This window comes from Streptomyces sp. NPDC090442, from assembly GCF_044769405.1.
Taxonomy (GTDB): Bacteria; Actinomycetota; Actinomycetes; order Streptomycetales; family Streptomycetaceae; genus Streptomyces.
Genome location: NZ_JBIVXW010000002.1, coordinates 272,004 through 298,434 on the forward strand (window position 1 = coordinate 272,004; position 26,431 = coordinate 298,434).

The following is a 26,431-nucleotide window of genomic DNA, read 5'->3' on the forward strand; positions in this document are numbered from 1 at the left end:
AAGCGCCCTAGCGTCCTTCGTCCCCGGACGCGGCGTCGCCGTCCCACCGCGCCCGCCGCATGTCGATCCGCGGTATGTGACCCTCGGTGGCCGCCGAGGCGCCCCTGAGTGGCGTGCCCTCGTCCCGGTAGTGGGCCAGGGCGCGCAGTTCGTGGCCGGGGAGCAGCACGCCGTCCGCGCGGACCACCCGCCACCAGGGCACCACGCTGCCGTAGAGGGCCATCACCCGCCCCACCTGGCGGGGGCCGCCCGGTGCCGGGCCCTCGGGATGGTCCTCGTCCTTGAGCCACTCCGCGACGTCCCCGTAGGTCATGACCCTGCCGGGCGGGATCTCCTCGGCGACGCCGAGGACCCGCTCCGCGTAGTCCGGCAGGGCCTCCGGCGCGGCCCGGTCACCGGCGGCGCCGGCGCTGTCCATGTCTCCGGTCCCCTTCATTCGGCCCATCCTGCCGCACAGCACCGACAATGGGCTTGGACGCCTGGTCCCGCGCCGGCCGGAGAGGCCCGGAGGGCGGCGGGGCCCCGGTGCGGTGGCCGCGGTTCCGCTTTCCGTGGCCCCCAAATGCACCCTGATGCCTCCCCGGACCGGACGGCCGTGCCACCATCTTCCGGACGGTGACTGGTGATACGAGATCAAGAAGAGACGGCCGAGCAGCAGGGTGCGGTGCCTCCACGGGAGGCCGGCGCCCCTGATGTGCTGGCCGCCGGCGACACCGGCACCACCCCGGAACCGACCGCAGGGACCGCGCAGCCGCAGGGGCCGCGGGCGGCGACACCGGGGACGCAGCAACGGGAGCCGGCGACGGCTCCCGCTACCGAAAAGGCGAGCACGATCGAGAAGGCCGAACGACCCGAGGCGTCCGCGAGGCCAGGACGGCCCACGGCGCCCGAGCCACCCGAGCGGCACGAGCCCGACCGGCGGACTGAGGAGAAGGACCAGGGCGCTGCGCAGCCGGACGAGCGGCCCGAGCACCACAAGGCCGCGGACGACACCCCCCGGGGCGGGCCGCCGCCCCGTACGGGCGCGCACCGTGCCGAGGGCGGTCCCGAGGACAGCGGCGAGTTCCACGTCGACCGGCTCGCGGTGGACGAGCCGCTGCTGCCCGCCCGGGTGCACCGCCCCGCCGACCTGCTCCGGCTGCTCCTCGGCATCGCCGGGATCGCGCTGGTGCTGGCGCTGGCGACGTTCGCGCACGGCACCACCCAGGGCCTGAAGAACGACATCGGGCAGGGCGCCGGAGCGGCGCCGCCGCTGCTGATCAACCTCGCGGGGCTGGCCTCCAGCGTCCTGGTGCTGATCGTGCCGGTGGCCTACGCCGTGGAGCGCCTGATCAAACGGGACGGGCTGCGGATCGCCGACGGCGTGCTGGCCGCCGTACTGGCGCACGGGGTGTCGCTCGCCACCGACCTGTGGGTGGCCGAGGCCGCCCCCGCCTCGATCCGCAGCGCGCTCACCCAGCCGCTGGCCAACGGGTCGCTCTCCGCGCCGGTGCACAGCTATCTGGCGCCGGTGATCGCCTACATGACGGCGGTCGGGATGTCGCGGCGGCCGCGTTGGCGGGTGGCGATGTGGTGCGTCCTGTTGCTGGACGCGTTCGCGGTGCTCATCGGGCGGTACACCACCCCGTTCGCGATCGTGGTCACCATCCTCATCGGCTGGACCGTCGCGTTCGGCACCCTCTACGCCGTCGGCTCCCCCAACGTCCGCCCCACGGGCCAGAACCTCCTGGCCGGTCTGCGGCGGGTCGGCTTCCGGCCGGTCAGCGCGATGCGCGCGGAGGACGGCAGCCCCGACCACGCCGACCGGGGCCGGCGCTACCTCGTCGCCCTGGAGGACGACGCACCGATCGACGTCACCGTCGTGGACCGCGAGCAGCAGGCGCAGGGCTTCTTCTACCGGGTGTGGCGCCGGCTGTCGCTGCGCGGGATCAACCAGCGCCGCAGCCTCCAGTCGCTGCGCCAGGCGCTGGAGCAGGAGGCCCTGCTGGCGTACGCGGCGATCGCGGCCGGGGCCAACGCGCCCAAGCTGATCGCCACCTCCGAGCTGGGCCCGGACGCGGTGATGCTGGTCTACGAGCACATCGAGGGCCGCCGCTTCGACCAGCTCGCGGACGAGGAGATCACCGACGAGCTGATGCACAGCGCCTGGCGCCAGGTGGCCGCGCTCCAGTCGCGGCGGATCGCGCACCGGCGGCTGGTCGGGGACGCCCTGGTGGTGGATCGTTCCGGCAGCATCGTGCTCACCGACCTGCGCGGCGGCGAGATCGCCGCCGGTGATCTGGTGCTGCGGATGGACATCGCCCAACTGCTGGCCACCTGCGGACTGCGGGTCGGTGCCGAACGGGCGGTCGCCGCGGCCGTCGAGGTGCTCGGCCCGGACGCGGTGGCCGACAGCCTGCCGCTGCTCCAGCCGATCGCGCTCAGCCGCACCACCCGCGCCACCCTGCGCCAACGGGCCCGGGAGCGGGCCCAACGGGAGCGGGAGGCGGTGCTGGCCGCCTCGCAGGCCGTGAAGGAGGCCCGGGAGGCCCACGCCGCCGAGGCCCCCAAGGACCGCAAGGCGCTGCGGGCCGAGCGGAACGCGGAGAAGAACGCCGAGAAGCGGGCCCTGGAAGAGGCGTCGGAGGAGGTCAGGGAGGAGGACCTGCTGGCCCAGATCCGCCGCCAGGTGCTGCTGATCCGACCGACCGCGGTCATCGAGCCGGCGAAGCTGGAGCGGCTCAGCCCGCGCATCCTGATCAGCTGGATCGCCGGTGCGTTCGCGGCCTATCTGCTGTTGTCTCAGCTGAGCAACTTCGACCTGAACGACGTGATCAGCAAGGCCCGGTGGGTGTGGGTCGTGGTCGCGATGGTCTTCTCGGCACTGACCTACCCCGCGGCCGCGATGAGCCTGTTGGGGTTCGTCACGGAGAAGGTGCCGTTCGTCAAGACGGTCATCGCGCAGATCGCCGGCAACTTCGTGAAGTTGGTGGCGCCCGCGGCGATCGGCGGCGTGGCGCTGAACACCCGCTTCCTCCAACGGGCCGGGGTGCGCCCCGGGTTGGCGGTGGCCAGCGTCGGCGCGTCCCAACTCTTCGGGCTGGGCAGCCACATCATGCTGCTGCTGGCGTTCGGCTATCTGACCGGCACCGAACACACCCAGGACATCACGCCGTCCCGTACGGTCATCGCCGGTCTGTTGACGGTCGCCGTGCTGGTGCTGATCGTCACGGCCGTGCCGGTGCTGCGGAAGTTCGTGGTCACGCGGGTGCGGTCGCTGTTCGCCGGCGTGGTGCCACGGATGCTGGACATCCTCCAGCGGCCGCGGAAGCTGGTCACCGGCATCGGCGGAATGCTGCTGCTGACGGCGGCGAACGTGATGTGCCTGGACGCCTCGATCCGGGCGTTCGGCGGCGATCAGCTCAGCTACGCGACCATCGCGGTCGCCTTCCTCGCCGGCAACGCGCTGGGCTCGGCGGCCCCGACGCCGGGCGGTGTGGGCGCCGTCGAGGGTGCGCTGTGGGGCGCGCTGACGTTCTCGGGACTGGCCGCCGACACGGCCCTGCCCGCGGTGCTGCTGTTCCGCCTGATGACCTTCTGGCTCCCGGTACTGCCGGGGTGGATCGCCTTCACCTTCCTCTCCCGCCGGGGCGAGATCTGAAGCGACCGAGCCAGGGGTTTCGCCCCGCAGACGCACCGAAGGCGCCGGTCCGTACCGAACGGACCGGCGCCTTCCGCGTGACGGGTGGAGCGGCGGATCAGTAGACCGGCTTCTCCGGTTCGACGGTGTTGACCCAGCCGATGACGCCGCCGCCGACGTGCACCGCGTCGGCGAAGCCCGCGGACTTCAGGACCGCGAGGACCTCGGCGGAGCGGACGCCGGTCTTGCAGTGCAGGACGATCTTCTTGTCCTGCGGGAGGTCCTGGAGGGCGGTGCCCATCAGGAACTCGTTCTTCGGGATCAGCCGCGCGCCGGGGATCGAGACGATCTCGTACTCGTTGGGCTCCCGGACGTCGATGATGTCGATCTTCTCGTCGTTGTCGATCCACTCCTTGAGCTGCTGCGGAGTGATCGTGGAACCGGCCGCCGCCTCCTGGGCCTCCTCGGAGACCACACCGCAGAACGCCTCGTAGTCGATCAGCTCGGTGACGGTCGGATTCTCGCCGCAGACCGCGCAGTTGGGGTCCTTGCGGACCTTGACCTGGCGGTACGTCATCTCCAGCGCGTCGTAGATCATCAGGCGGCCGACCAGCGGGTCGCCGATGCCGGCGAGCAGCTTGATGGCCTCGTTGACCTGGATCGAGCCGATGGAGGCGCAGAGCACGCCGAGCACGCCGCCCTCGGCGCAGGACGGCACCATGCCGGGCGGCGGGGGCTCCGGGTACAGGCAGCGGTAGCAGGGGCCGTGCTCGGACCAGAACACCGACGCCTGGCCGTCGAAGCGGTAGATGGAACCCCAGACGTACGGCTTGTTCAGCAGCACGCAGGCGTCGTTGACCAGATAGCGGGTGGCGAAGTTGTCCGTGCCGTCGACGATCAGGTCGTACTGGGCGAAGAGCTCCATGACGTTGGTGGAGTCGAGGCGCTCTTCGTGGAGGTTGACCGTGACGTACGGATTGATGCCGAGGACCGTGTCCTTGGCGGAGGCGGCCTTGGAGCGGCCGATGTCCGCCTGGCTGTGGATGATCTGGCGCTGCAGGTTCGACTCGTCGACCTCGTCGAACTCGACGATGCCCAGGGTGCCGACGCCGGCCGCGGCCAGGTACATCAGCGCGGGCGAACCCAGGCCGCCGGCGCCGACGCACAGCACCTTGGCGTTCTTCAGCCGCTTCTGCCCGTCCATCCCGACGTCGGGGATGATCAGGTGGCGGGAGTACCTGCGGACCTCGTCGACGGTGAGCTCCGGAGCGGGCTCGACCAGGGGTGGCAGCGACACGGGGACTCCGTTGGTCGGTCTCGATGGGGCTCCTCCGCCCCGGCCGGAACCGGGGACGGCGGAGGTGACTCTTCCCGTAACACTGCCACGCCCTTCTTCATTCCGAGACACCTGGTCCGATGCGCGAGACAAAGGTGTCCCAGTAGCCGGGCAGCGACTCCCAGGCGACGGCCGCGGCGTCCGCCGCACCGGCCGCCCGGCGGTCGGTGAGGTACACGGTGCCGGCGCCCTGCCAGCGGGCGATCCGCAGCGCCTCGTCCAGGTGCGTGCGCGGGACGCCGTGGACGAGGTGGCAGAAGCGGTCCGGCGGGTAGTCCGCGGTCCACTCGGCCACCTGTGACCAGCGGTAGTCCGCCCAGGATCCGGCGAAGGTGACCAACTGGTCGGCGGACTCGGCGTACCCGGGGTGCGGGTGGGCGCCGTGCGAGAAGACCAGGTAGCCGTCGTCCTCCAGGGCCCGCAGGGCGCCGGCCAGCCGCCGGGTGGCCGGCAGCAGCGTCCGGTCCGTGGGGCAGCGGTCCAGCCAGAAGCCGTCGACCTTGTACCACTCGCGGTAGCGGTGGGCGTCGGCGATCAGCTCGGCGTACGGGCGGGCGCCCCGCCCGAGGTCCAGATGTCCCAACAGGCGGACGCCGGTCTCACGGATGCGGGCGGCGGCCGGGAGGCAGTGCGGGTCGGGGCAGGCGCCGGGCCCGTTGCAGACGTTGAGCACCGCCCAGTGCACCGGCGTCATCCGCCGGTAGCCGGGGCCGGCGCCCACCCCTTCGGGCTCCGGGGGCAGCACGAACCCGCGGGCGGCGCGCAGCAGTTCCGCCCACTCGGCGGGGGCCAGCAGGGGGTGCGCGAAGCCCGGCACCCCCACCCCGAGCGGCCCGGCCCCGGTGGGGGCGCGGGCGCTGTCCACGGGAGCGCTCAGATGCGACACGCGGCCTCCATCCAGATGTCGGCGAGGGACTCCTCCAGGCCGATCCGCGGGCGCCAGCCGAGCCGGTCGCGGGCGGTGCGCACATCGGCCTGCTGCCAGGTGCCGCAGCCGTCCGGGTAGGGGTAGGCAGTGGGCGGCCCGCCCGCCGGGTGCCCCTCGGAGGCGGGGGCCGGGATCACCAACCGGGCCGGCGGGGAGTCGAGTTCGTGCAGCGAGCCGCCGAACCCGGCGACCCGGGCGAGCACCGCGGCCGCCTCCCGCAGCCGCACCGCCCGCCCCGTCCCGATGTTGACCACGCCCTGCGCGGCGGAGAGCGAGGCCGCGTGCACCGCCCGGGCGACGTCCCGGACGTCGACGAAGTCCCGTTGGACGCCCAGGCCGCCCAACTTCAGCTCGGTGTCGCCGGATTGCATGGCGCGGCGCATCGCCTCGGCGAGCCGGCCCAGCGGGGAGCCGGCCGGGGTGCCCGGGCCGACCGGCGAGAAAACCCGCAGCACCACGGCGTCCAGCCCGGAGCCCAGGACCAGCTCGGTGGCGGCCAACTTGCTGACGCCGTAGGGGCCTCCGGGGCGCGGCACCGCGTCCTCAGCGGTGGACGAGCCGGGTTGCGAGGGCCCGTACTCGGAGGCGCAGCCCAGGTGGACCAGGCGCGCGCCGCAGCCGCTGCGGCGCAGCGACTCGCAGATGGTGGCGACCGCGACGGTGTTGTGCCGGGTCAGCTCCCGGGCGCCGCCGCGGGTGGTGCCCGCGCAGTTGACGACGACGCCGGGGTGGACCGCGTCGAGGAAGCGGGTGAGCGCCCCGGGGCTGCCGGTGGCGAGGTCGAAGCGGACGTCGGCGTCGTCCCCCCGGCCGAGTGCGGTGAGTTGGACGGCGGGGTCGGCGAGCAGACGGTCGGCGACATAGCGGCCGAGGTAGCCGTTGGCGCCGATGAGCAGCACCCTCATCGTGCGTCCCCCCTGCGCGCGTGCCGTGTGGTCGGGTGGACGTTCATGTGTCGACTCCTCCTGCGGATCGAGGGAAGCGGGTGGGTTCCGCCGGTTCCGGCCGCGGCTTCGGCGTCCGCCCCTGGGGGCGGGGGCCAGGTGGGGGGTGCGGTCCGCGGCGCGGGGGCCGGGGCGTGCGGAGCGGCGGCACCGAAGCGCCGCGCCGCGGGGTGCGCGTGGCACGGGGGCCCGGGCGGGCGGGTGGGACGGGTCATGACCGGTGTCCCTCCGCCGCGTCGGTGAGGGGGGCGGCCCCGCGCCGGTCGGGCGCGGGGGACGTCACGGGGCCGGAAGCGGCCCGTCGTTGCGGGGTGGCGGGCGGGTGGGCGCAGGCGCCGGTGAGCGCCCGCAGGGCGTGCACCAGGAGGGCCAGGGCCGCGGGCGCGCAGGCGAGCGCCGGGATGGCGGCCGGACCGGCGGCACCGACCAGGGCCGTCACGGGGGTGCCGAGCGGGGCGAGTTCGGGGAGCCGGGCAGCCAGGGCCAGGCCCAGGGCCGTCGCTTCGAGGGCGGCGGCGAGGCCGGTGCCGGCCGCCGCGGCGGTCGGGAAGCCGTGCACGGTGAGCAGCCGGGCGAGGAAGAGCAGCACCGCCAGCGCGGTCGCCGCCGGGACGGCGCACCGGCCGCCGGGGCTCCCGCCGGCGCCGAGGAGCAGCGCGGCGCCGGCGGCCAGCGCCCCCGCGACGGCCAGGAAGAGCAGGGTGACGCCGAGCAGCAACGGCCTTACCCTGGCGGCGAGTTCGCCGAGCGCGCGGCTGACGGCCAGGCCGCGCCGGGCACGCCGGGCGAAGGCGGCGGCGCAGGCGGCGGCCGGGGCGACGGCGCAGACCAGCGCGACGGCGGTCGCGACGGCCGCCCGGGGGTGCGGGCCCGGCACATCGGGCCCGCCGGACAGCGCCTGGGTCAGCAGCCAGTCGCCGTAGACCGCGTACCCCAGGGTCCAGGCGGTGCACAGCACGGCCGTACGGGAGCCGGGGCCGCGGCGGGGGCGCAGCGGCCCGTTGCGCAGCGCCAACCGCAGCGCGAGCAGGGTGAGCAGCAGTCCGGCCGCGTCAACCGCCGCCCTGGCGTGCGGAGTTGTGGGCGCGACGGAGGCGTGCGCGGCGAGCGTGGCCAGACCGACCGCGCCGGGCAGCAGCTGGACCGCGCCGCGGACGAGACGGGGGCCGGGGGCGGGGGCCGCGACCCCGACGGCCGGGCCGGGGTCCGCCGGCGGCGCGTCCGGGGGTTCGTCCGGCGGCCCGGCCGGCTCTGGTGCGTCGGCGCGCGGGACCCGGGCGTAGAGCTCCTCGGCCAGCGAGAAGACGTCGCGGTGCCGGAAGCCGGCCGCGGTGCGGTCGGTGACGCCGTGCGCCTCCAGTCCGGCGGCGATCTCCAGGGGGTCAACGGCCCGTTCACACAGGGCACGGTGACGATGCATCAGGATCTTTACCGGGTCGGCGGGGCCGAACCGGGGGGCCGACCGCGCGGGCCGGACCGCGGTGTCGCTCTCGGGTGCGGTCATGCGCGAGCCCCCCTCCCCCGCCGCCGGGCATACGGGTCGGGGCCGCGCCTTCCGGGGACGGGCAGCCGGCGGCCGGCACCCGGGCAGTCGGACCGCCGGGCGCCGTCCGGGCTCCCCCCACTCCCCTCGTGCGCCACGTCCACCCTCCCCGTCACCAGGGCCGCGCCGACCACGCCCGTCGCGCAGAGCGCATCCAGCACCACTGTCACCATCGCCGTCTCCCTCACCCTCACCACACCTGTCCGGCGGCCCGCCCGCCGGCCGCTCCGTACCGCCTGCGCCGGGGCCGTCCGCCCGCCGGCTCGGCCTCCTCGGCCCGCGCCCAGCTCGGGGTGCGGACGGCGCCGACCGGGGCCGGTCCGCCGGCCACATGCGACTCGGCGGGCCGGGCGAAGGGCCGCGGGGCGTCGCCCCCGGCCGCGGCCGGGCACCCGGCCGGACGGGCCGGGGCGTGCGCGATCAGCTCCAGGTAGATGCCACGAAATGCCGCGATGTTCTGCTCGACGGTGAACAGTTCGAGGGCCCGGGCGCGGGCGGCGGCGCCCAAGCGGGCCCGCCGCTCCGGGTCGGCCAGCAGCGCCCGGCAGGCGTCGGCCAGCGCGCGGGGGTTGCGCGGCGGGACGACCAGGCCGGTGCCGCCGATCACCTCGCAGACCGCGCCGGTGTCGGTGGAGACGGTGGCGCGGCCGCAGAACATCGCCTCCACCAGGGAGCGCGGGAATCCTTCGACCGTGCTGGAGAGCACCACCACCGTCGCGGAGGCGTAGGCATCGGCGAGGGTGGGTGCGGTGGGGTCGCCGATCTCCTCGAAGCGGACCGGGTTCTCGCCGGCGGTCAGCGCGTCGGCGGCCTCGTCGGGGAAGAGTTGGGCGGCCAGCGCCCGGCACTGGGTGCGGTAGCCGGCGGCCTCCGGGTCGTCGCCGAGGCCGCCGATGATCCGCAGGGTGGCGGTCGGCACCGCCCGGCGGAGGTCGGCGAAGGCGTGCAGCAGCCCGACGAGGTCCTTGTCCGGGGTGATGGCGCCGGTCCACACCAGGGTCGCGGAGTCGTCCGGCGCGGCGTCCGGCACCGCGGCGAACGGACCCGCGGCCATGCCCGGGTAGACCGTGCGCAACCGCGCCGGGTCCGCGCCGCAGTGCTGCTGCCAGCGGCGGGCCCGGGTGGAGCCGGGGGTGAGCAGCGCGGCCCGGGCGTAGGTCTCGACGGCCAGGGCGCGCCGGAAGGCGGCGAGCAGCGCGCGGACCGGGGCGGAGCGGGGCGCATCGGAGTACGCGAGGTAGTGCTCGCGCAGCCGCACGCCGTGCTCGGTGACCAGGAGCGGGGTCCCGAAGAAGCGTTTGCCCAGCAGTCCCGGGAGCGCGGCGGAGCCGGCCGAGGTGGCGTGGCAGAGATCGACCCGGGCGAGGTCGGCGCCGCCGTACCAGTCCAGGGAGAGCGGGCGCAGCGCCGACTCCAACTCCGCGGCCAGCGCCAGGAGATCGGCGACCTGGGCGCCCTGGGCGGCGGGCGGCGCGCCCGGGCCGTGGCAGACCGCCTCCAGGACGCGTACCGCGCCCTCGGAGCGGAGCAGGGCGGGCAGCGGGGCGCCGTCGCGGGCGAGGTCGGCGAGCCCGTAGAGCCCCCTGGCGAAACGGTCCGCCTGACCTTCTTCGGCGGCGGGCCGTTCGCCGGCCGGCAGGGCGGCGCAGCCCGCCACCAAGTCGTCGAAGTGCTCGACGAAGCGCCGCCGGACGCGCCGCCCGGCACCCCGCTCGCCGCCGCCCCGCCGGGACGCCGTGGGCGTCTCCCCCCACAGCGGCGCCCGCCCCCTGAGCTCCGCGTTGACCGGCAACGCGGCCGGGCCACGGGCCTCCTGGCGAGGGGTCGTGGTCAGCGCGTAGAGCGCGAAGTCATGGCCGGCGAGCCCGCGCACGAGCCGCTCGCACCACGCGTGCGCCTCACCGGACGCGTAGGGATAACCACCCTCGGTGAGCAGTCCAATGCGCACGACGGCACCCCCGTCCTCCCATATCGGCGTCCTGGCGCGGCACGTCCCCCGCCACCTGCAGGAAGAAGCTACGCAAAGGGGCCGGTGGCGCGATGGACGGTTGTCCATCGCGCCACCGGAAGGGGTGAACGCGCGTGACTTTCCACCCCTCGGGGCGTTTCTGCGCGCTATGGGGCCGTTGGCCGGGAGCGCCCGATGGCTAGGCGGTCGCCCGCAGCGCCCGTTTCCCGGCCGCGAGCTGCGGGTCCAGTACGGGGACGGCCGCCAGCAGCCCCTGGGTGTAGGGGTGTTGGGGGGCGTCGTACACCCGGTCGACCGGTCCCTCCTCGACGATCCGGCCGGCCCGCATCACCGCGACCCGGTCGCTGACCGCCCGGACCACCGCCAGGTCGTGCGCGATGAAGACCAGCGCCAGGCCCAACTCCCCGCGGAGCTCGGCGAGCAGCGCCACGATCTGCGCCTGGGTGGTCACGTCCAGCGCGGAGACCGGCTCGTCGCAGACGAGCAGCCGGGGCGCGGGCGCCAGGGCCCGGGCGATCCCGACGCGCTGCCGCTGGCCGCCGCTGAACTCGTGCGGATAGCGGTGGTACCAGGCCGGGTCCAGGCCGACCCGCGCCAGCAGCTCCCGCGCCCGCCGGACGGTCTCCCGGTCGTCCAACTCCCCCGCGGCGCGCAGCGGATCGGCCACCGACTCGCCGATGGTGCGACGCGGGTTGAGCGAGGAGGTCGGGTCCTGGAAGACCATCTGCACCTCCCGGCGCAGCGGCCGCAGCTCCCGCTCCGGGAGGCGGCCGATCTCCCGCCCGCGGTAGCGCAGGCTCCCGGCGGTCGGCTCGGACAGCCGCACCAGCATCCGGCCCAGGGTGGTCTTGCCGCTGCCGGACTCGCCGACCAGGCCGAGGACCTCGCCGGCGGAGACGGTCAGCGAGACCCCGTCGACGGCGGTGGTGCGGGCCCGGCCGCGGCCGAACTCCCGTCGCAGGCCGGTGGCTTGGAGCAGCGGCGCGCCCGGGCCGGGGTCCGCCGCGCCCCTCCCGCCCGTCGCCGCCGGGCCCCGTACGGCGTCCACCCGCGGCACCGCCGCCAGCAGCTCCTTGGTGTACGGGGCGCGCGGGGTGCCCAACACCTCGGCGACGGGCCCGCGTTCCACCGCCCGCCCGTCGCGCAGCACCAGCAGCTCGTCCACGCTGCCGGCGGCCACCGCGAGGTCGTGGGTGACCAGGAGAAGGCCCAACCCGCGCTCCGCGCGCAGCTCGTGGAGCAGGTCGAGGATCTGCGCCTGGACGGTGACGTCCAGCGCGGTGGTCGGCTCGTCGGCGATCAGCAGCCGCGGCTCGCAGGCCAGCGCCATCGCCAGCAGGGCGCGCTGCCGCATCCCGCCGGAGAACTCGTGCGGACGGGCGCGGGACTGCCGGGCCGCGTCCGCGATACCGACCCGGTCCAGCACCTCGACGGCCCGGGCCCGGGCGGCCCGCCGGGAGGTGCCCGGCCGGTGGACGCGGTGCACCTCGGCGATCTGGTCGCCGATCGCGTGGTACGGGTCCAGGGCGGACAGCGGGTCCTGGAAGACCATCGCGGCGGTGCCGCCGCGCAGCCGGCGCAGCGCGGCGTCGGGGGCGGCGAGCACGTCCAGCCCGTCGACCCGGACCGTGCCGGCCACCCGCGCGCCGGTGCCGCGGTGCAGGTCCAACAGGGCCGCGGCGACGGTGGACTTGCCGGATCCGGACTCCCCGACCAGGCCCAGCGCGCGGCCGGGCGCCAGACGGAAGGAGAGCCCGTCGACGGCGCGGACGGGGCCCTCGGCGGCCGGGAAGTCGACGGTCAGGTCGGCGACCTCGACCAGGGCGTCGGTCGCTGGCTCGGTCATCGCAGGGCCACCCTTCGGTCGGCGAGCGTGTACAGGACGTCGGCGACGGCGTTGGCGGCGACCACGGCGGCGCCGACGCCCAGCACCGTGCCGACCACGACCGGCAGGTCCACGGTGCGGACCGAGTGGACCAGCAACTGGCCCAGGCCCGGCAGCCCGAAGAGCGTCTCGGTGAGGACCGCGCCGCCGAACATCGTGCCGAGGTCGATGGCGCTCAGCGCGATCACCGGCGGCAGGGCGCCGCGCAGCGCGTGCCGGCCGACGACCCTGCGCTCGCGGAGCCCGTAGGCGCGGAAGGTGCGGATGTGGTCCTCGGCGAGGGTCTCCAGGGTGGCGGAGCGGGTCAGCCGGGCGTACTTGGCGGATTCCAGCAGGGCCAGCGACACCCAGGGCAGCAGCAGGTTCCAGGCCCACTGCTCGGGGTCCTCGGTCAGCGGGACGTAGGACGGGAACGGCAGCCACCCCAGGGCGGCGCAGAACAGCATCAGCAGCAGGAGCCCGGTGATGAAGACCGGGGTGGCGGTGCCGGCGAGGGTGAGCACGGTCAGCAGCCGCTCGGTCGGCCCGCCGCGGCGCAGCGCGGAGAGCAGCCCGGTGCCGACGCCGAGCAGCAGCCACAGCACCATCGCACCGAGCGCGAGCGAGGCGGTGACCGGCAGCCGCTCGGCGAGCAGCGCGGTGACCGGCTGCCCGTTCTGGTACGAGAGGCCGAGGCAGGGCGCCGGGCAGTGCAGCACGCCGGTCCCGGTGGAGTAGTCGCGGCCGACGACGAGGGCCGCAAGGAAGTGCAGGTACTGCGTCAACAGGCCGTCGTTCAGGCCGAGTTGCTCGCGCACCTGACGGAGCTGGCCGGGGTCGCAGCGGGGGCCGCAGGCCAGCTTGGCGGGGTCGCCGGGGGCGACGTAGAAGAGCAGGTAGACCAGGACGGAGAGCAGGAACAGGACGATCAGGGCGCCGCCGAGCCGGCGCAGGAGGTAGCCGGTCATGCGGTGGCGCTCCGTTCCGGGCGGGCCCGTCGGCCGGTCGGGACGCCGACCCGCAGCCGGGACCGCTCCCGCGGGTCGAGCGCGGCGCGCACCGCGTCCCCGAGGACGGTCAGCGCGAGGACGGTGACGAACAGGCAGGCGGCGGGCAGCAGGACGTAGAGCGGGTCGGCGCGGAACCAGGTGGTGGCGGTGGACAGCGTCTGTCCCCAGGAGGAGGTGGGCGGCTTGACGCCGATGCCCAGGAAGGACAGCGACGCCTCGATGACGATGTTGGTGGGGACCAGCAGCGCGCCGTAGGTGAGCACCGGCGCGGCGAGCGCGGGCAGCAGCTCCCGGCGGGCCACCCGCCAGGGCCCAAACCCGCCGAGCCGGGCCGCGGCCACGTGGTCCAGCGTGGTCAGCGTGAGGGTGTGGGCCCGCACGATCCGCGAGGTACCGCCCCAGTTGAGCAGCCCGATCAGGACGACCAGCAGCAGCGGCCGGGGGAAGTCGGCCGGGACGACGGCGGTCAGGGCCACCCCGCACACCAGCATCGGCAGCGCCACCAGCACGTCGGTGAGGCGGGAGAGCACGGTGTCGGCGAACCGGCCGCCGAGCGCGGCGGCCAGCCCCACCGCCACCCCGACGACCACCTGGACGACGGTGGCGCCCAGGGCAACCACCAGGGAGACCCGGGCGCCGTACAGCAACCGGGCGAACAGGTCCCGCCCGGTGCCCGGTTCGACGCCCAGCCAGTGGTCGGCGCTGATCCCGCCGTACGACCCGAGCGGCACCCCGCCGCGGGCCGAGTCGATCAGGTCGTCGTGGTACGTCGTGGGGTCCTGGCCCTCCAGGGCCGACAGGAGGGGCGCGGCGAGCGCGAGCAGGGCGAGGAGCGCGAGTCCGGCGGCGGCCACCACGGCCCCCGGACGCTGCCGCAACCGCCGCCGGAGCGCGCTTTCTTGACGTGTTCTCACTTGACCGCGACCCGCGAGATGTCGAGCACGCCGTCCCAGTCGCTGATCACGACGTTCTTGATGTCCTTGCCGTAGAGCCGCTTGTAGATCGGGTGGAAGAGCGGCACGGACAGCGCCCGCCGGCCGATCGAGCGGTCCAGGGCGCCCCAGCGCCCGGCCGCCGCGGTGAGGTCGGTGAGCTGGTTGATCGCGTCGATCTCGTGGTTGACGGCGGGGTCGTCGAGCTGGGCGTGGTTGAAGTTGGCGGCGTCCTTGACGATCTGTCGGCCGTCGAAGATGGGCGCGAGGAACGGGCCGCCGGAGGGCCAGTCGGCGCCCCAACTGCCGAGGAACAGCCCCGGCTCGCCCTTGAGGCCGTGCACCTTCTCCTTGTAGGCGTTGTCCTCAAGTCCGGCCAGTTTCACGGTGATTCCGGCCTTCTTGAGGGCTTCTTGAACGGCGGTGGCCACTTCCGGGCTGGTGGAGAAGTTCTTGGCGGTGGAATGGGTGAGGGTGATCGTCAGCCCGTCACCGTGGCCGGCCTCCTTCAGCAGTTCCCTGGCCTTTTCCGGATTCCCGGTCCTTCCGGCCGGAAAGGGGTCGTCCGGGGTGTAGCCGAAGACCTTCTGGTTCGGCAGGAAGGTGGTCGCGGGGTCGGCGAGCGAGGAGCCGCCGGCCGCGTTGACCACGCTCTGCCGATTCACCGCGTAGGCGATGGCCTGCCGCACCTTCGGGTCGTCGAAGGGCTTCACCTTCGGGTTGAAGGCGAGGTAGTTGGTGTAGCCGAAGCGGCCGGTGCCGACCCGCTTCCTGAGCTCCGGATCGCCGGCGATCCGGGCGAGTTCGGCGGGGCCGAGGTTGGTGTCGGTGGTGACCGCGGCGGCGTCGGCGCCCGCGCCGGTGGCCAGCCGCTGGTTGATGACCGCGGGGTCCAGCCCGGAGACCACGTTGACGGTGTCGGGATAGGCGTGCCGCTGGTCGTCGCTCTTCTCCGACCAGTGCGGATTGCGGGCGAGAACCAGCCGTTCGCCGTCCCCGGTATTGGAGACGACCTTGTACGGGCCCGAGGAGACCGGGTGTTCCTCGTATTTCGTCCCGGTGTCCTTCGCCCGTGGCACGGGGGCGAATTGGGTCTGCGTGGCCAGGAGCGGGAATTGCCCCTCCGGCTTGCGCAGATGGAAGACCAGGGTCTTCTCGTCCGGGGTCTCGATGGATCTCAGGCCGGCCTTGGAGGTGTCCTTGTACGGGCCCTGATAGCTGTCCCCGCCGACCAGCCAGTCCCGCAAATAGGGTGCCCCGCCGGAGAGTTCGGGGGCGAAGGAGCGCTCGATGCCGTATTTCACGTCGGCGCTGGTGATCGGCGTGCCGTCCTCGTACGCCAGGCCGTTCTTGAGGGTGTAGGTCCACACCGTGGCGTTCTTGCTGGGCCGTCCGGTGTCGGTGGCGAGGTCCGGGACGACCTGGGTGCCGGCCGCGCCGTCGGCCCGCTTGCGGGTGGTCAGGGTACGGAAGACCAGGGTCGGCACCTTGCCGCCGCCGGAGGTGTAGAGCCGGGCCGGGTCGAAGTTGGTCTGCGGTTCGGAGTTGAGGACGGTGAGGGTGCCGCCCTTCTGGGGTGCGGCGTCCGCGCCGCCGGCGGCACCGGCGTCCTTGGGGCCGCAGGCCGCCGCGCCCCCGGCGAGGGCGGCGGCGACCACGGCGGCGGCCACCCGGGTCGCGGTGCGGGACGGGGGGCGGGAGGGGACCTGCTCGGCCATGGGAACGGGTGCCTTTCACAGCGGGAAGCACCCGCACGGGGCGGCATGGGGGCGCGACGGCGCACGGGGGCCGCCCCCTGCGGACACGTCAACGGCGGGAAAACGAAACGGAGTACGTGGCTGCGCGAGGGGGAACACCCCGGTCCGGGAGGCAGGCGCGCCTCAACGGGACCGGGCGGGCCTCAGCGACACTCGATGTCGGCCACGCTCTGCACGGACACGCCGATCAGCGCCAGCTTGAGGGCGGCGAGGTCGGAGGCGTGGCGGTGCGGCATGCGCAGATGATGGAACGGGAGTTCGGCTCCTGGCAAGGCGTCTCGCCATGAGAGACAGACCGTCTCGCGCCGAGGGCGCCGGCTCAACTCCCGGTCGGGTACGGCCAGGAGTTGGGCCGACAGGTCACCCCGTCCGTGGTGAGGAACTTGGTCTGCTGCATCATCACCGGCGCCAACGCGCCCTGCCGGGTGCAGGATTCGTGGTTGTGGCCGAGCCGGTGCCCGACCTCGTGATTGATCAGCATCTGCCGGTAGGCCAGCATCTTGTCGGGGCCGTAGGTCGTGGCGCCCTGCGCCCACCGGTAGGCGTTGATCATCACGCGCTCGGTGATCGCCGAGTCGCAGGAGACGTTGTCCTCGGTGGTGTCCAGGCCCGACTTGGCGCACCACTTCGCGGTGGTGCCGGGGCTCGCCAGCGAGACCACGAAGTCCGCGTCGCCGGACCCCACCCGCTGGAAGGTCCGCCGGCCGCCGTGCGCCCAACTCCGGTCGTCGTTGAGGGTCTTGTGCACCGCGTCGGCGAACAGCTCGCCGTCCAGCGGCAGTCCCTCCTCGACGTCGACCCGGTAGCGCAGCACCTTCCCGTGACCGGGCGCCTTCGCGTCGCCGCCGGCCGGCCGGAACTGTCCGCTGGCGGTCAACCGCGGGTCCAACGGGAAGACCCGCGCCATCTGGGTGGCGTAGTCGGCGGCCTTGGCGTCCTGGCCGGGCCGCGCCTGGGAGCGCGACGCCTCGTCGCCGCCGTCGGCCCGGTCGTCGCCGCTGCGGGGCGGTGAACCGCCGGCGCCGTCCTGGCGCTGCTCGGCGACCTGGCCCGCGATGACGACGGCGAGCGCGGTGGTCACCGCGGCCGCGGCCGCACCGGTCAACGTCCGCGCCCGGTGCCCCTTCCGGGCCCCGCGCGCACCGACCCCGGCCGGCACCCGGTCGACCTCGGCGGCGACCGGCGCGTCGTCGCCGTCCACGGGACGCTCCAAACGGGGCCCGGCCTCCGCCGTGCCGCGCCCCACCGGCGCGTCGAACGCGTCCAGATACGCGCGCCGCGGACCCGGCGCGCTCCCCCGCTCCCGTGCCGGCACGCCGAACGGGGGCGTCCCGTCACCGGGCGCACCGGAAGCGCCCGCGCCGGGCTCGCCGGCCCGGGGTCGGGGAATCCGCACGCCGGGCGGCATCCCCGGCGCGCCCGGGCCGCCGCCCGTCCCGCGCTGCTCGGGGTGGCCGCCGCGCGCCGCGGGGTCGCTTCCGGCCGGGTCGGGCGTCCGGCGCCGGCGGCCCGTGCCCGGGGTGCCGGGAGTGTTGCCGGCGCTCCTGGCCGCTTCGCCGGACGGGCCCTGCGGCCCGCCCCGGCGGCTGTGTCGTCCCACGAGCCGGTCAGCTCCCGTCCGCGGCGGGCCGGGCGCCCGCCGCATCGACCAGTTCGCGCACGGCCCGCGCCACGGCCTCGGGATACTCCATCATCGCCACGTGCCCCGCCTCCGGAAGTGTCAGCAACCGTGAGCCGCGGAACGCCGCGGCCGCCCGCCGCGCCATCCGGTAGGAGACCAGGCGGTCGCGCCCACCGTAGACGAGGAGCGTGGGCGCCAGGACCCGTTCGGCCTGTCGCCACAGGCCGTGCTGGCCGCCGAGCGTGTAGGCGTTGACCAGACCGCGCGTCGACCGCTCCATCGCCTCCCAGAAATAAGGGAGTTGCAGCCGCTGGGCGTACTCCTCGGTGGCGGCGCCGAAGCCCTCGGGGGTGACCCGGGCCGGGTCGCCGTAACAGAGCGCCAGCACCTCGCGGGTGCGCTGCTCGGGCGTCCACTCGCGGGTGAGCCGGGCGAACAGCCGGGCCACGCCGGGGATCGCCAGCAGCGCGGTGGGCAGCGCCGTGCGCTGCGGCGGGAGTTCCGGCAGCGCGGGCGAGATCAGGGTGAGGGTGCGGACCAGGTCGGGGCGGACGGCCGCGACCCGGGTCACGGCGGCGCCGCCCATGGAGTTGCCGAGGAGGTGGACGGGGCCGCGACCGGCCGCGTCGAGGTAGCGGATGACCGCGCGGGCCTGCCCGCAGACCGTGTAGTCGCCGTCGTCCGGCGGTGGCGACTCGCCGAAGCCGGGGAGGTCCAGCGCCACGCCGTCCAACCGGTCGGCGAGCAGCGACATCAGCCCCGACCAGTTCCGGGACGAGCCGCCGAGGCCGTGGACGAAGAGCGCGGGCTCGCGGTCCGGCGCGGCGGGAGTCTCCGGGCGGCCGGCCGGGCTCCGCACGGCCAGCGTCAGCCGCGGCGGCGAGGCCAGCGCGACCCAGTCGACCAGCTCGTCCGGGGCACCGGTTCCGGCCGGCGGCACCGGGAGGGCGGCGGCTGTCGCGGTGTCCGGCGACTCGGTCGAAGACATGCAGTCGATGTTACGAGACGATCACGCCCCCGATTGTGTGTTCGCGGTCACACACCGCATCGCGCTGCCGCAACCGCTCTCCTAGGCTCGTATCAGGGCGAACGCCCACGACGGGCCACGGCCCCGGCAAGCACCGGAAAGGGAGCCACCATGCGCGTCGACCCGACAGATCCCGACACCTTCGAGGAAGCGGCCGAGGCCCCGGCGGCCGGCCCGTTCGACGTGGAGGCCCCGGAGGCCGACGCCGCCGAGCAGCACGCCGATCTCGCACCTCAGCACGACGACACCATGACCGGCGGGGACTACTCGGCGAACGAGGCGGACCGCGCCGAACAGGCCCGGGTCGTCGAGCTCAACGAAGACGAATACCGATGACCTGGGGCGTTATGTCGGCATCGGGGAGCGGGGCCGGGCAGAATTTCTCGCCGCGTACCGCGCACAGTCCCGTTACCCAAAAGTACGATGACGGCCGCGGTTCACCACCTTGTACGGACCGCGAACGGAACGATCACTGGGAGGCAGCGTGAGCGCCATCGAGCAGACCGAGGCCGCGCGCCCGCGAGGCACACGCCTGCCACGTCGCGCCCGACGGAACCAACTCCTGGGCGCGGCCCAGGAAGTCTTCGTCGCGCAGGGCTACCACGCGGCGGCGATGGACGACATCGCCGAGCGGGCGGGCGTCAGCAAGCCGGTGCTCTACCAGCACTTCCCCGGGAAGCTGGAGCTGTACCTGGCCCTGCTCGACCAGCACTGCGACGCGCTGCTGCAGTCGGTGCGCACGGCCCTTGAGTCGACCAACGACAACAAGCAGCGGGTGGCGGCCACGATGGACGCCTACTTCGCGTACGTGGAGGACCCCGGCGGCGCCTTCCGGCTGGTCTTCGAGTCGGACCTGACCAACGAGCCGGCCGTGCGCGAGCGGGTGGACAAGGTGTCCCTGGAGTGCGCCGAGGCGATAAGCGCGGTGATCGCGGAGGACACCGGGCTCTCCCGGGACGAGTCGATGCTGCTGGCCGTGGGCCTCGGCGGGGTCTCCCAGGTGGTGGCCCGCTACTGGCTGTCCTCGGAGAGCACCGTCCCGCGGAGCACCGCGGTGCAGTTGCTGACCTCGCTCGCCTGGAAGGGCATCGCCGGATTCCCGCTGCACGGCACCGACACACACTGAGCGTGTTCGCTGCTGGCATGGGCGACGGCGGCGGTCTCCGTCCCCGTACCGGGCTAATGTGTGCTGCGTACCGCGCGGTTGGCCGCGCACCTTCCCCAGCCGACGCTGGGGGAACCCCAGAGCATTCGGAGGGACAGAAGCCGTGGAGGTCAAGATCGGCGTGCAGCACGCGCCCCGCGAGATCGTTCTGGAGAGCGGGCAGTCTGCCGAAGAGGTCGAGCGCGCAGTGAGCGAGGCGCTGTCCGGCAAGGCGGAGCTGCTGGCCCTCGTGGACGACCACGGTCGCAAGGTCCTCGTCGCGGCGGACCGGGTGGCCTACGTGGAGATCGGCGAGCCGTCGACCCGCAAGGTCGGCTTCGGCGCGCCCTGAGCGGCGGGCCACGTCGGCGCCGACGGCGCCGGGCAAGGGCATGGGGCGGCGGCCCGGAGACACGATCTCCGGGCCGCCGCCCCATGTCGTCGTCAGCGCCCGACCGAAATCCCTTGCCCGACGGCCGGACGAGGGCGCACGCTGGCCGGACAAGCGGGCCCCACCGGAGGGTTGTCGCCGGTGGCCCTTGGGTACGACCGCCTACGACCGATTTGTTTCGACCGATCGGCCTCGTCAGCGGGAGGGAACGCCATGATCTGGGAAGCGCTCGGCGCCGTGATCGTCGGATACGCCATCGCCCTGTCCGCCCGACGCTGGCTGCCGGAGCGGTTCCCCGACCCGACCCTGACGCTGGCCACCGGCCCCGTCGCCGCGCTGCTCGGCGCGCTGCTGACCCGCTCGATCCTGGGCCCGGGCCACCCGGTGCAGGTGATGGTCGCCGCGGTCGCGGTGGGCGCGGCGCTGCTGTCGGTCCTGGTGCGCCCGCCGCGCCGCCGGCCCCGCCGCCCGTCCGCCCCGCTCAAGCGCCACCGGACGGCCTGTTGACCGTCCGGTGTCCGTCGCCGGTGCGCCTCAGGCCGCCAGGCCCAGCGCCGACATCCGCTTGGTGTGCGCCTCGGTGATCCGGGAGAACATCCGGCCCACCTCCGCGAGGTCGAAGCCGTCGGCGACGCCGCCGACCAGCATCGTGGAGAGCGCGTCACGGTCCGCGACCACCCGCTGGGCCTGCGAGAGCGCCTCGCCCATCAGCCGGCGGGCCCACAGCGCCAGCCGCCCGCCGACCCGCGGATCGGCGTCGATGGCCGCCCGGACCTTCTCCACGGCGAAGGTGGCGTGCCCGGTGTCGTCCAGCACCGCGAGCACCAGGTCCCGGGTGTCGGCGTCCAGCCGGGCCGCGACCTCCCGGTAGAAGTCGCTGGCGATCGAGTCGCCGACGTACGCCTTGACCAGGCCCTCCAGCCAGTCCGACGGCGCGGTCTGGCGGTGGAACTCGTCCAGCGCCGCGGCGAACGGCTCCATCGCCTCGTTGGGCTCCGCCTCGATCTCCGAGAGCCGGTCCCGCAGCCGCTCGAAGTGGTGGAATTCCGCCGAGGCCATCTTGGCCAGTTCGGCCTTGTCGTCCATCGTGGGGGCCAGCTTGGCGTCCTCCGCGAGGCGCTCGAAGGCGGACAGCTCGCCGTACGCGAGCGCGCCGAGCAGATCGATCACGGCGGCCCGGTACTGCGGGTCCGCGGATGCCCGTGCCCAGTCCTGGGCGGCGATTCCGGTGTGTTCCTGCGCGTCAGCAGCGGCGTTGTCAGGCGTCTCCATGACCGCACAATAGCCCGCCTGAGGGGCCGCGGAAGGCCCTGGTCAGCCATGGCCCGGCCACCCGTACGTGTGATCGTCGACACCGCTCCGGCGTGCCGTGATGAATTCCTCAGTCATACACGCCTTCGGATTCACGGGCGATTTCCGGGGTACAGTGCTAAAGGACCCGCCGAGTATCGGTGGGTCGTTCCACGAAAGCGGATGCCCGGTCGGTGGCCCGATCGGCTCCAACCGACCGCCCTCCGCGCGGCGCGTGCCCACGTACGCACGGCAGGAGGGATACCGCTCGCGGCGAGAGCGCCTGAGCGACGGCAGTGGTCCCGCCCCGTCCGGCCCCCTCGGGCCGGCTCCGTACGAACCCGTACGACGGTGCGGTACGACCCCCTCCGCCGCCTCTCTCCGCGTCTCACAGAAGAGGCAAGACTCTGTCTACGACGTTTCGAGAACTCGGGATCTTCCCCGAGACCGCCGAGGCCCTGGAAGCCGTCGGCATCGTTTCCCCCTTTCCCATCCAGGAGCTGACGCTCCCCGTCGCCCTCTCCGGCAACGACGTCATCGGCCAGGCCAAGACCGGCACCGGCAAGACGCTGGGCTTCGGCCTGCCGCTGCTGGAGCGGGTCACCGTGCCGGCCGACATCGAGGCCGGCCGGGCCGCCCCCGAGCAGCTCACCGAGGCGCCGCAGGCCCTCGTCGTGGTGCCCACCCGTGAGCTGTGCCAGCAGGTCACCAACGACCTGCTGACCGCGGGCAAGGTCCGCAACGTCCGGGTGCTGGCGGTCTACGGCGGCCGCGCGTACGAGCCGCAGGTCGAGGCGCTCCAGAAGGGCGTCGACGTGGTCGTCGGCACGCCCGGTCGACTGCTCGACCTCGCCGGCCAGAAGAAGCTGAACCTGTCGCGGGTGCGCTCCCTCGTCCTGGACGAGGCCGACGAGATGCTCGACCTGGGCTTCCTGCCCGACGTCGAGAAGATCATCCAGCTGCTGCCGGCCAAGCGGCAGACCATGCTGTTCTCGGCGACCATGCCCGGCCAGGTCATCTCGCTGGCCCGCCGCTACATGTCGCAGCCGACGCACATCCGCGCCACCGCCCCGGACGACCAGGGCGCGACGGTCGCCAACATCACCCAGCACGTCTACCGCGCGCACTCCATGGACAAGCCGGAGATGGTCGCGCGCATCCTCCAGGCCGAGGGCCGCGGGCTGGCGATGGTGTTCTGCCGCACCAAGCGGACCGCCGCCGACATCGCCGACCAGCTGTCCCGCCGCGGCTTCGCGTCCGGCGCGGTCCACGGCGACCTCGGCCAGGGCGCCCGCGAGCAGGCGCTGCGCGCCTTCCGCAACGGCAAGGTCGACGTCCTGGTCTGCACCGACGTCGCCGCCCGCGGCATCGACGTCGAGGGCGTGACGCACGTCATCAACTACCAGTCCCCCGAGGACGAGAAGACCTATCTGCACCGCATCGGCCGCACCGGCCGGGCGGGCGCCAAGGGCACCGCGGTCACCCTCGTCGACTGGGACGACATCCCGCGCTGGAAGCTGATCAACAAGGCGCTGGAGCTGTCGTTCGACGAGCCGGAGGAGACCTACTCCACCTCGCCGCACCTCTACGAGCAGCTGAACATCCCCGAGGGCACCAAGGGCGTGCTGCCGCGCGCCGAGCGGACCCGGGCCGGGCTGGCCGCCGAAGAGGTCGAGGACCTGGGCGAGACCGGGGGCCGCGGGCGCGGCCGTCGGCCCGGCGGCCGCGCCGAGCGGGACGTCCAGGAGGAGCCCCGGCACACCCGGACGCCGCGCCAGCGGCGCCGGACGCGCGGCGGGGCGCCGGTCGAGGAGTCGGCGGCCGCGCCGCAGGCAACGGATGCCGCGGACGCCGCGGTGAGCACCGCCGAGGGCACCGAGGCCCCGGCCCGGCGGACGCCCCGGCGTCGGCGCCGTACCCGCGGCGCGGTGGCGGCCGGCGCGACCCAGGCCACGACCACCGAGGCCACGGTCGTCGAGCCCGCGCACGCCGAGGCCGGCGACGCCGTCACCACCGCCGTGGTGCCGGCCCCCGCGGCCGAGCCGGACGCCGAGCCGGCCGCGCCGCGCCGGCGCCGTACCCGCAGTGCCGCCAAGGCCACCGCGGAGACGGTGAGCGAGGCGGCGGAGGCCCCGGCGACCGTCGCCGAGGCGGCGCAGGAGACCGCGGCCGAGGCCGCCCCGGCCAAGCCCAAGCGCACCCGGACCCGTAAGGCGGCGGCCACCAAGCCCGCCGCCGAGGCCGCCGTGGCGACCGCCGAGGGCACCGACGCCGCGGAGACGGAGGCGCCGGCCAAGCCCAAGCGCACCCGGACCCGTAAGGCGGCGGCCGCCAAGCCCGCGGCCGAGGCCGCGGTGGAGACCGCCGAAGGCGCCGACGCCGCGCCGGCGAAGCCGAAGCGGACCCGAAAGACGGCCGCGGCCAAGGCCGTTGCCGCCGAGCCGGCCGTCGTCGAGGGTGCCGAGGAGGCCCCCGCCAAGCCGAAGCGGACCCGTAAGACCGCGGCCGCGAAGGTCGCCGCGGACGTCCCGGAGGCCGTGGACGGCGCGGAGGCCAAGCCCAAGCGCACCCGCAAGCGGACCACCGCCAAGAAGACGGCCGCTGCCGAGGCCCCCGCCGAGGGCTGATCTCCCGCTCCACCAACGGCAGTTGACGACCCGGCCCCGCCTCGCGCGGGCGCCGGGTCGCCGGCGTTCGGGGGCGCCCGCCGGGCCGGCCCGCGCCGCCCTCCCGAACGCGTTTGCGCCGGTCAGCGCCCGATAACCTCACCCCATGAGCACGCCGCCCACCCTCACCCTGCCGTCCTGCGCCCGCGCGCACCGGCTCGACACCGAGCGCGGTGGGTTCGCCGTGCACGACGCCCGACCCGATGGCACGCCCGTCGGCACCGTCCTCCTGGTGCCCGGATTCACCGGCAGCAAGGAGGACTTCATCGCCCTGTTGGCGCCGCTCGCCGCGGCCGGGTTCCGGGCGGTCGCGGTGGACGGCCGCGGACAGCACGAGTCCCCCGGCCCGCACGACCAACGCGCATACGAGCAGCGGGAGTTGGCGCTCGACGCACTGGCCCAGGCACGGGCCGTACGGACGCCCGACGGCGACCCGCCGCACCTGCTGGGGCACTCCCTGGGCGGGCTGGTCTCCCGGGCCGCCGCGCTGCGCGAGCCGGCGGCGTTCCGCTCGCTCACGCTGCTCAGCTCCGGGCCGGCCGCCATCGATCCGGCCCAGCAGCACCGGGTGCGGATGCTGATCGACGCGCTCGGAACGATGACCATGGAGCGGGTGTGGGAGGCGATGCGGGCCCTGGACCCCGCGCCGACCGACGCCGCCGGGACCACCGCGGCGGGGTCGCCCCCGGACGCACAGGCGCCCGAGATCGCCGCGTTCCTGCGGCAACGTTGGCTGAACACCGTTCCCGAGCAGCTGATCGCGACCGGCCGGCAGATGCTCGCCGAGCCGGACCGGGTCGACGAACTGGCCCGCACCGGGCTGCCGGTGCACGTCGTCTCCGGGGCCGTCGACTACGCCTGGCCGGTGCCGCTGATGGACGCGATGGCCCGCCGGCTGTCCGCCCACCGCACCGTCGTCGAGGGCGCCGAGCACTCCCCCAACGCCGAACGGCCGGAGCGGACCGCGACGGCGCTGGCGGATTTCTGGCGCGCGGTCGGCTGACCGCCGCCCCGTCCGCGACCGCCGGTGCGTCTCAGGCGCCCTAGAAGCGCCCGTGGACGTGGTCCCAGAACCCGTCGCGCAGCACCCGCCGCAGGTCGGCATGGCCGCGCAGCGAGTGCTTGAGCAGCGCCTCCGCCGCGGTGAGCAGCTCCTGGTCGACGGTGCCGGGCAGATACGGGTGGCCGGGCAGCAGCTCGGCCACCCACGCCGGGCCGCGCTCGGACAGCCACTGGGCGGCGACCTGCGCCCCCACGAACCGGACCTCCTCGCGGGACGGCACCGGCCCCTCGCCGGCCCCCGCCTCCGCGCCCTCGCCGGCCGTCCGCCGGGTCACATAGGGCTTGCAGAAGTCGAGGTCGAAGGTGCGGGCGCTGTCCACCTCCCACATCAGCGGCTCGGCCTGGTTGCGACCGCCCGGGGCGGCCTCGATGCCCCACAGGTGGACCCGGGCGCCGTACCCCTGGGCCGCCTCCACCGCGGAGACCAGGTCCTCGTCGCCGCCGATCAGCACCGCGTCACTGATCGCCCGGTGCCGGGCCAGCGATTCCAGATCGCTGCGGATCAGCGAGTCCACGCCCTTCTGCTGGTTGTGGGCGTTGAGGTTGCCGAGCCGGACCTTGACGTCGGGGAGCTCGGCGATCCGCTGCTGCTCCGGGGTGTGGATCCGGCGGCGGGCGCCGTCGTACCAGTAGACCCGCAGCAGCCGGCTGTCCGGGAAGATCGTGCGCGCCTTGTCGATGAACGCCTCGATGAGCCCCTCGGCGTCCAGCCCGAACGCCTTGCGGTCCTCGGTGCCGGCGACCAGCCGCCCGGCCGCGGCGTAGACGTAGCCGGCGTCGGCGAAGACCGCGTGGGTGGACGGTGTGGTGGCGACCTCCGCGAGGACCCGGGCGAGCAGCTCGTTGGTGCGCTCGATGCCGGCGGCGAGCGACGCGAGGTCGGTGGTGCCCGTGGGCTGGCGGTCGTTCATTGCGGACCCATTGTCCGGGCGGGCACTGGACAGGCACAACCACAGCCGTTCCACAGCGGTTCCCGTGCAGGATTCCTTAGCCCATGAAAAAATTTCCTTAGCGTAGGGAATCATTTCAGCTCTAGGCTCGTTGTACCCGTACGGAACGCCCGACGACGATGCCGGGCGATCCGCTCGAAGAGATCTCCACAGGAGGATCAGACGAAGGGAGAAGCCCGTATGCGCTTCGAGATCATGCGCCTGGACGATGCCGACGGCGCCGCCGTGGACAGCACCGTCGTGGACGCCGCCTCCGTCAACAAGATCGTGCAGCAGGCCGCCGCCATTGGGCAGCGGATCTACATCCGCCCTGCTGGCGCCACCGCCGCGCGCTGACCGCCGGCCGCTGACCGCACCCCGGCGGACGACGACGTAACG

At 74.4% G+C, this 26,431-nt stretch carries 23 protein-coding genes; 8 read left to right on the forward strand and 15 right to left on the reverse strand.

Annotated elements, in window-relative coordinates:
• Positions 1 to 7: 7 nt before the first annotated feature.
• Positions 8 to 436 (reverse strand): MGMT family protein, encoded by a 429-nt coding sequence (locus ACIQU6_RS03035; RefSeq protein ID WP_403479860.1) that lies wholly within the window; start codon positions 434 to 436, stop codon positions 8 to 10.
• A 186-nt stretch (positions 437 to 622) separates the two neighbouring features.
• Between ACIQU6_RS03035 and ACIQU6_RS03040 the strand changes: the two genes are divergently transcribed.
• Positions 623 to 3,640 (forward strand): lysylphosphatidylglycerol synthase domain-containing protein, encoded by a 3,018-nt coding sequence (locus tag ACIQU6_RS03040; protein ID WP_403479861.1) that lies wholly within the window; start codon positions 623 to 625, stop codon positions 3,638 to 3,640.
• Between the two features lie 97 nt (positions 3,641 to 3,737).
• Here the strand turns inward: ACIQU6_RS03040 and moeZ are convergent, their stop codons facing one another.
• The 12 genes from moeZ to ACIQU6_RS03100 form a co-directional block, all read right to left on the reverse strand.
• Entirely contained in the window at positions 3,738 to 4,916 is a 1,179-nt protein-coding gene (gene moeZ / locus ACIQU6_RS03045) for an adenylyltransferase/sulfurtransferase MoeZ (protein WP_403479862.1), read from the reverse strand.
• Between the two features lie 97 nt (positions 4,917 to 5,013).
• Positions 5,014 to 5,841 carry a spherulation-specific family 4 protein gene (locus ACIQU6_RS03050; protein WP_403479863.1) on the reverse strand — a complete coding sequence of 276 codons (828 nt, stop codon included), beginning with the start codon at positions 5,839 to 5,841 and terminating at the stop codon, positions 5,014 to 5,016.
• On the reverse strand, positions 5,829 to 6,788 hold the full coding sequence (locus ACIQU6_RS03055) for an NAD-dependent epimerase/dehydratase family protein (RefSeq protein ID WP_403479864.1): 960 nt from the start codon (positions 6,786 to 6,788) through the stop codon (positions 5,829 to 5,831). Before ACIQU6_RS03055 ends, ACIQU6_RS03050 begins: the two co-directional genes overlap by 13 nt.
• 250 nt (positions 6,789 to 7,038) lie before the next feature.
• The gene (locus tag ACIQU6_RS03060; RefSeq protein WP_403479865.1) at positions 7,039 to 8,331 is read right to left on the reverse strand and encodes a hypothetical protein; all 1,293 of its coding nucleotides are present in this window, start codon (positions 8,329 to 8,331) and stop codon (positions 7,039 to 7,041) included.
• Positions 8,332 to 8,560: 229 nt separating this feature from the next.
• A complete protein-coding gene (locus ACIQU6_RS03065) occupies positions 8,561 to 10,318 on the reverse strand; it encodes a DUF3492 domain-containing protein (protein ID WP_403479866.1) in 1,758 nt (585 codons plus the stop codon).
• A 199-nt stretch (positions 10,319 to 10,517) separates the two neighbouring features.
• On the reverse strand, positions 10,518 to 12,185 hold the full coding sequence (locus tag ACIQU6_RS03070) for a dipeptide ABC transporter ATP-binding protein (protein WP_403479867.1): 1,668 nt from the start codon (positions 12,183 to 12,185) through the stop codon (positions 10,518 to 10,520).
• Complete coding sequence (locus ACIQU6_RS03075; RefSeq protein ID WP_403479868.1) at positions 12,182 to 13,171, reverse strand: ABC transporter permease; 990 nt, start codon at positions 13,169 to 13,171, stop codon at positions 12,182 to 12,184. Before ACIQU6_RS03075 ends, ACIQU6_RS03070 begins: the two co-directional genes overlap by 4 nt.
• On the reverse strand, positions 13,168 to 14,127 hold the full coding sequence (locus tag ACIQU6_RS03080) for an ABC transporter permease (RefSeq protein WP_403479869.1): 960 nt from the start codon (positions 14,125 to 14,127) through the stop codon (positions 13,168 to 13,170). Before ACIQU6_RS03080 ends, ACIQU6_RS03075 begins: the two co-directional genes overlap by 4 nt.
• Positions 14,124 to 15,863 carry an ABC transporter substrate-binding protein gene (locus ACIQU6_RS03085; protein WP_403479870.1) on the reverse strand — a complete coding sequence of 580 codons (1,740 nt, stop codon included), beginning with the start codon at positions 15,861 to 15,863 and terminating at the stop codon, positions 14,124 to 14,126. The genes ACIQU6_RS03080 and ACIQU6_RS03085 overlap by 4 nt, the downstream gene beginning before the upstream one ends.
• 182 nt (positions 15,864 to 16,045) lie before the next feature.
• The gene (locus ACIQU6_RS03090; RefSeq protein ID WP_403479871.1) at positions 16,046 to 16,138 is read right to left on the reverse strand and encodes an Ms4533A family Cys-rich leader peptide; all 93 of its coding nucleotides are present in this window, start codon (positions 16,136 to 16,138) and stop codon (positions 16,046 to 16,048) included.
• A gap of 83 nt (positions 16,139 to 16,221) precedes the next feature.
• Complete coding sequence (locus tag ACIQU6_RS03095) at positions 16,222 to 17,502, reverse strand: DUF3152 domain-containing protein (RefSeq protein ID WP_403479872.1); 1,281 nt, start codon at positions 17,500 to 17,502, stop codon at positions 16,222 to 16,224.
• 7 nt (positions 17,503 to 17,509) lie between these two features.
• On the reverse strand, positions 17,510 to 18,511 hold the full coding sequence (locus tag ACIQU6_RS03100; RefSeq protein ID WP_403479873.1) for an alpha/beta fold hydrolase: 1,002 nt from the start codon (positions 18,509 to 18,511) through the stop codon (positions 17,510 to 17,512).
• Between the two features lie 150 nt (positions 18,512 to 18,661).
• On the opposite strand from ACIQU6_RS03100, the gene ACIQU6_RS03105 reads away from it, so the two are divergent.
• From ACIQU6_RS03105 to ACIQU6_RS03120, 4 genes are all read left to right on the forward strand, one after another.
• Complete coding sequence (locus tag ACIQU6_RS03105; RefSeq protein WP_403479874.1) at positions 18,662 to 18,886, forward strand: hypothetical protein; 225 nt, start codon at positions 18,662 to 18,664, stop codon at positions 18,884 to 18,886.
• Between the two features lie 148 nt (positions 18,887 to 19,034).
• Positions 19,035 to 19,676, forward strand: a complete 642-nt coding sequence (locus ACIQU6_RS03110; protein ID WP_403479875.1) for a TetR/AcrR family transcriptional regulator — start codon at positions 19,035 to 19,037, stop codon at positions 19,674 to 19,676.
• A gap of 142 nt (positions 19,677 to 19,818) precedes the next feature.
• On the forward strand, positions 19,819 to 20,046 hold the full coding sequence (locus tag ACIQU6_RS03115) for a DUF3107 domain-containing protein (protein WP_274913448.1): 228 nt from the start codon (positions 19,819 to 19,821) through the stop codon (positions 20,044 to 20,046).
• A gap of 252 nt (positions 20,047 to 20,298) precedes the next feature.
• The gene (locus ACIQU6_RS03120; protein ID WP_403479876.1) at positions 20,299 to 20,592 is read left to right on the forward strand and encodes a hypothetical protein; all 294 of its coding nucleotides are present in this window, start codon (positions 20,299 to 20,301) and stop codon (positions 20,590 to 20,592) included.
• Between the two features lie 27 nt (positions 20,593 to 20,619).
• Here ACIQU6_RS03120 and ACIQU6_RS03125 read toward each other — a convergent pair whose 3' ends face one another.
• Positions 20,620 to 21,357, reverse strand: coding sequence for a ferritin-like fold-containing protein (locus ACIQU6_RS03125; RefSeq protein WP_274913450.1), 738 nt, complete (start codon positions 21,355 to 21,357; stop codon positions 20,620 to 20,622).
• Positions 21,358 to 21,671: 314 nt separating this feature from the next.
• Here ACIQU6_RS03125 and ACIQU6_RS03130 point away from each other — a divergent pair, with 314 nt between their 5' ends.
• Together ACIQU6_RS03130 and ACIQU6_RS03135 are read left to right on the forward strand one after the other, a co-directional pair.
• Positions 21,672 to 24,002, forward strand: coding sequence for a DEAD/DEAH box helicase (locus ACIQU6_RS03130; protein WP_403479877.1), 2,331 nt, complete (start codon positions 21,672 to 21,674; stop codon positions 24,000 to 24,002).
• A gap of 145 nt (positions 24,003 to 24,147) precedes the next feature.
• Positions 24,148 to 25,044 carry an alpha/beta fold hydrolase gene (locus tag ACIQU6_RS03135; RefSeq protein ID WP_403479878.1) on the forward strand — a complete coding sequence of 299 codons (897 nt, stop codon included), beginning with the start codon at positions 24,148 to 24,150 and terminating at the stop codon, positions 25,042 to 25,044.
• 40 nt (positions 25,045 to 25,084) lie between these two features.
• On the opposite strand, the gene ACIQU6_RS03140 is transcribed toward ACIQU6_RS03135, so the two are convergent.
• Positions 25,085 to 26,014: an NYN domain-containing protein gene (locus tag ACIQU6_RS03140; RefSeq protein ID WP_403479879.1), complete on the reverse strand. Its 930-nt coding sequence runs from the start codon at positions 26,012 to 26,014 to the stop codon at positions 25,085 to 25,087.
• Between the two features lie 219 nt (positions 26,015 to 26,233).
• Here ACIQU6_RS03140 and ACIQU6_RS03145 point away from each other — a divergent pair, with 219 nt between their 5' ends.
• Entirely contained in the window at positions 26,234 to 26,389 is a 156-nt protein-coding gene (locus tag ACIQU6_RS03145) for a hypothetical protein (protein WP_403479880.1), read from the forward strand.
• Positions 26,390 to 26,431: the final 42 nt, after the last annotated feature.

Coding starts and splice junctions, on each gene's coding strand:
- ACIQU6_RS03035 (WP_403479860.1), bottom strand. CDS start 436: ATGAAGGGGACCGGAGACATGGACAGCGCCGGCGCCGCCGGTGACCGG.
- ACIQU6_RS03055 (WP_403479864.1), bottom strand. CDS start 6,788: ATGAGGGTGCTGCTCATCGGCGCCAACGGCTACCTCGGCCGCTATGTC.
- ACIQU6_RS03060 (WP_403479865.1), bottom strand. CDS start 8,331: ATGACCGCACCCGAGAGCGACACCGCGGTCCGGCCCGCGCGGTCGGCC.
- ACIQU6_RS03070 (WP_403479867.1), bottom strand. CDS start 12,185: ATGACCGAGCCAGCGACCGACGCCCTGGTCGAGGTCGCCGACCTGACC.
- ACIQU6_RS03075 (WP_403479868.1), bottom strand. CDS start 13,171: ATGACCGGCTACCTCCTGCGCCGGCTCGGCGGCGCCCTGATCGTCCTG.
- ACIQU6_RS03085 (WP_403479870.1), bottom strand. CDS start 15,863: ATGGCCGAGCAGGTCCCCTCCCGCCCCCCGTCCCGCACCGCGACCCGG.
- ACIQU6_RS03090 (WP_403479871.1), bottom strand. CDS start 16,138: ATGCCGCACCGCCACGCCTCCGACCTCGCCGCCCTCAAGCTGGCGCTG.
- ACIQU6_RS03100 (WP_403479873.1), bottom strand. CDS start 18,511: ATGTCTTCGACCGAGTCGCCGGACACCGCGACAGCCGCCGCCCTCCCG.
- ACIQU6_RS03105 (WP_403479874.1), top strand. CDS start 18,662: ATGCGCGTCGACCCGACAGATCCCGACACCTTCGAGGAAGCGGCCGAG.
- ACIQU6_RS03120 (WP_403479876.1), top strand. CDS start 20,299: ATGATCTGGGAAGCGCTCGGCGCCGTGATCGTCGGATACGCCATCGCC.
- ACIQU6_RS03125 (WP_274913450.1), bottom strand. CDS start 21,357: ATGGAGACGCCTGACAACGCCGCTGCTGACGCGCAGGAACACACCGGA.
- ACIQU6_RS03135 (WP_403479878.1), top strand. CDS start 24,148: ATGAGCACGCCGCCCACCCTCACCCTGCCGTCCTGCGCCCGCGCGCAC.
- ACIQU6_RS03140 (WP_403479879.1), bottom strand. CDS start 26,014: ATGAACGACCGCCAGCCCACGGGCACCACCGACCTCGCGTCGCTCGCC.
- ACIQU6_RS03145 (WP_403479880.1), top strand. CDS start 26,234: ATGCGCTTCGAGATCATGCGCCTGGACGATGCCGACGGCGCCGCCGTG.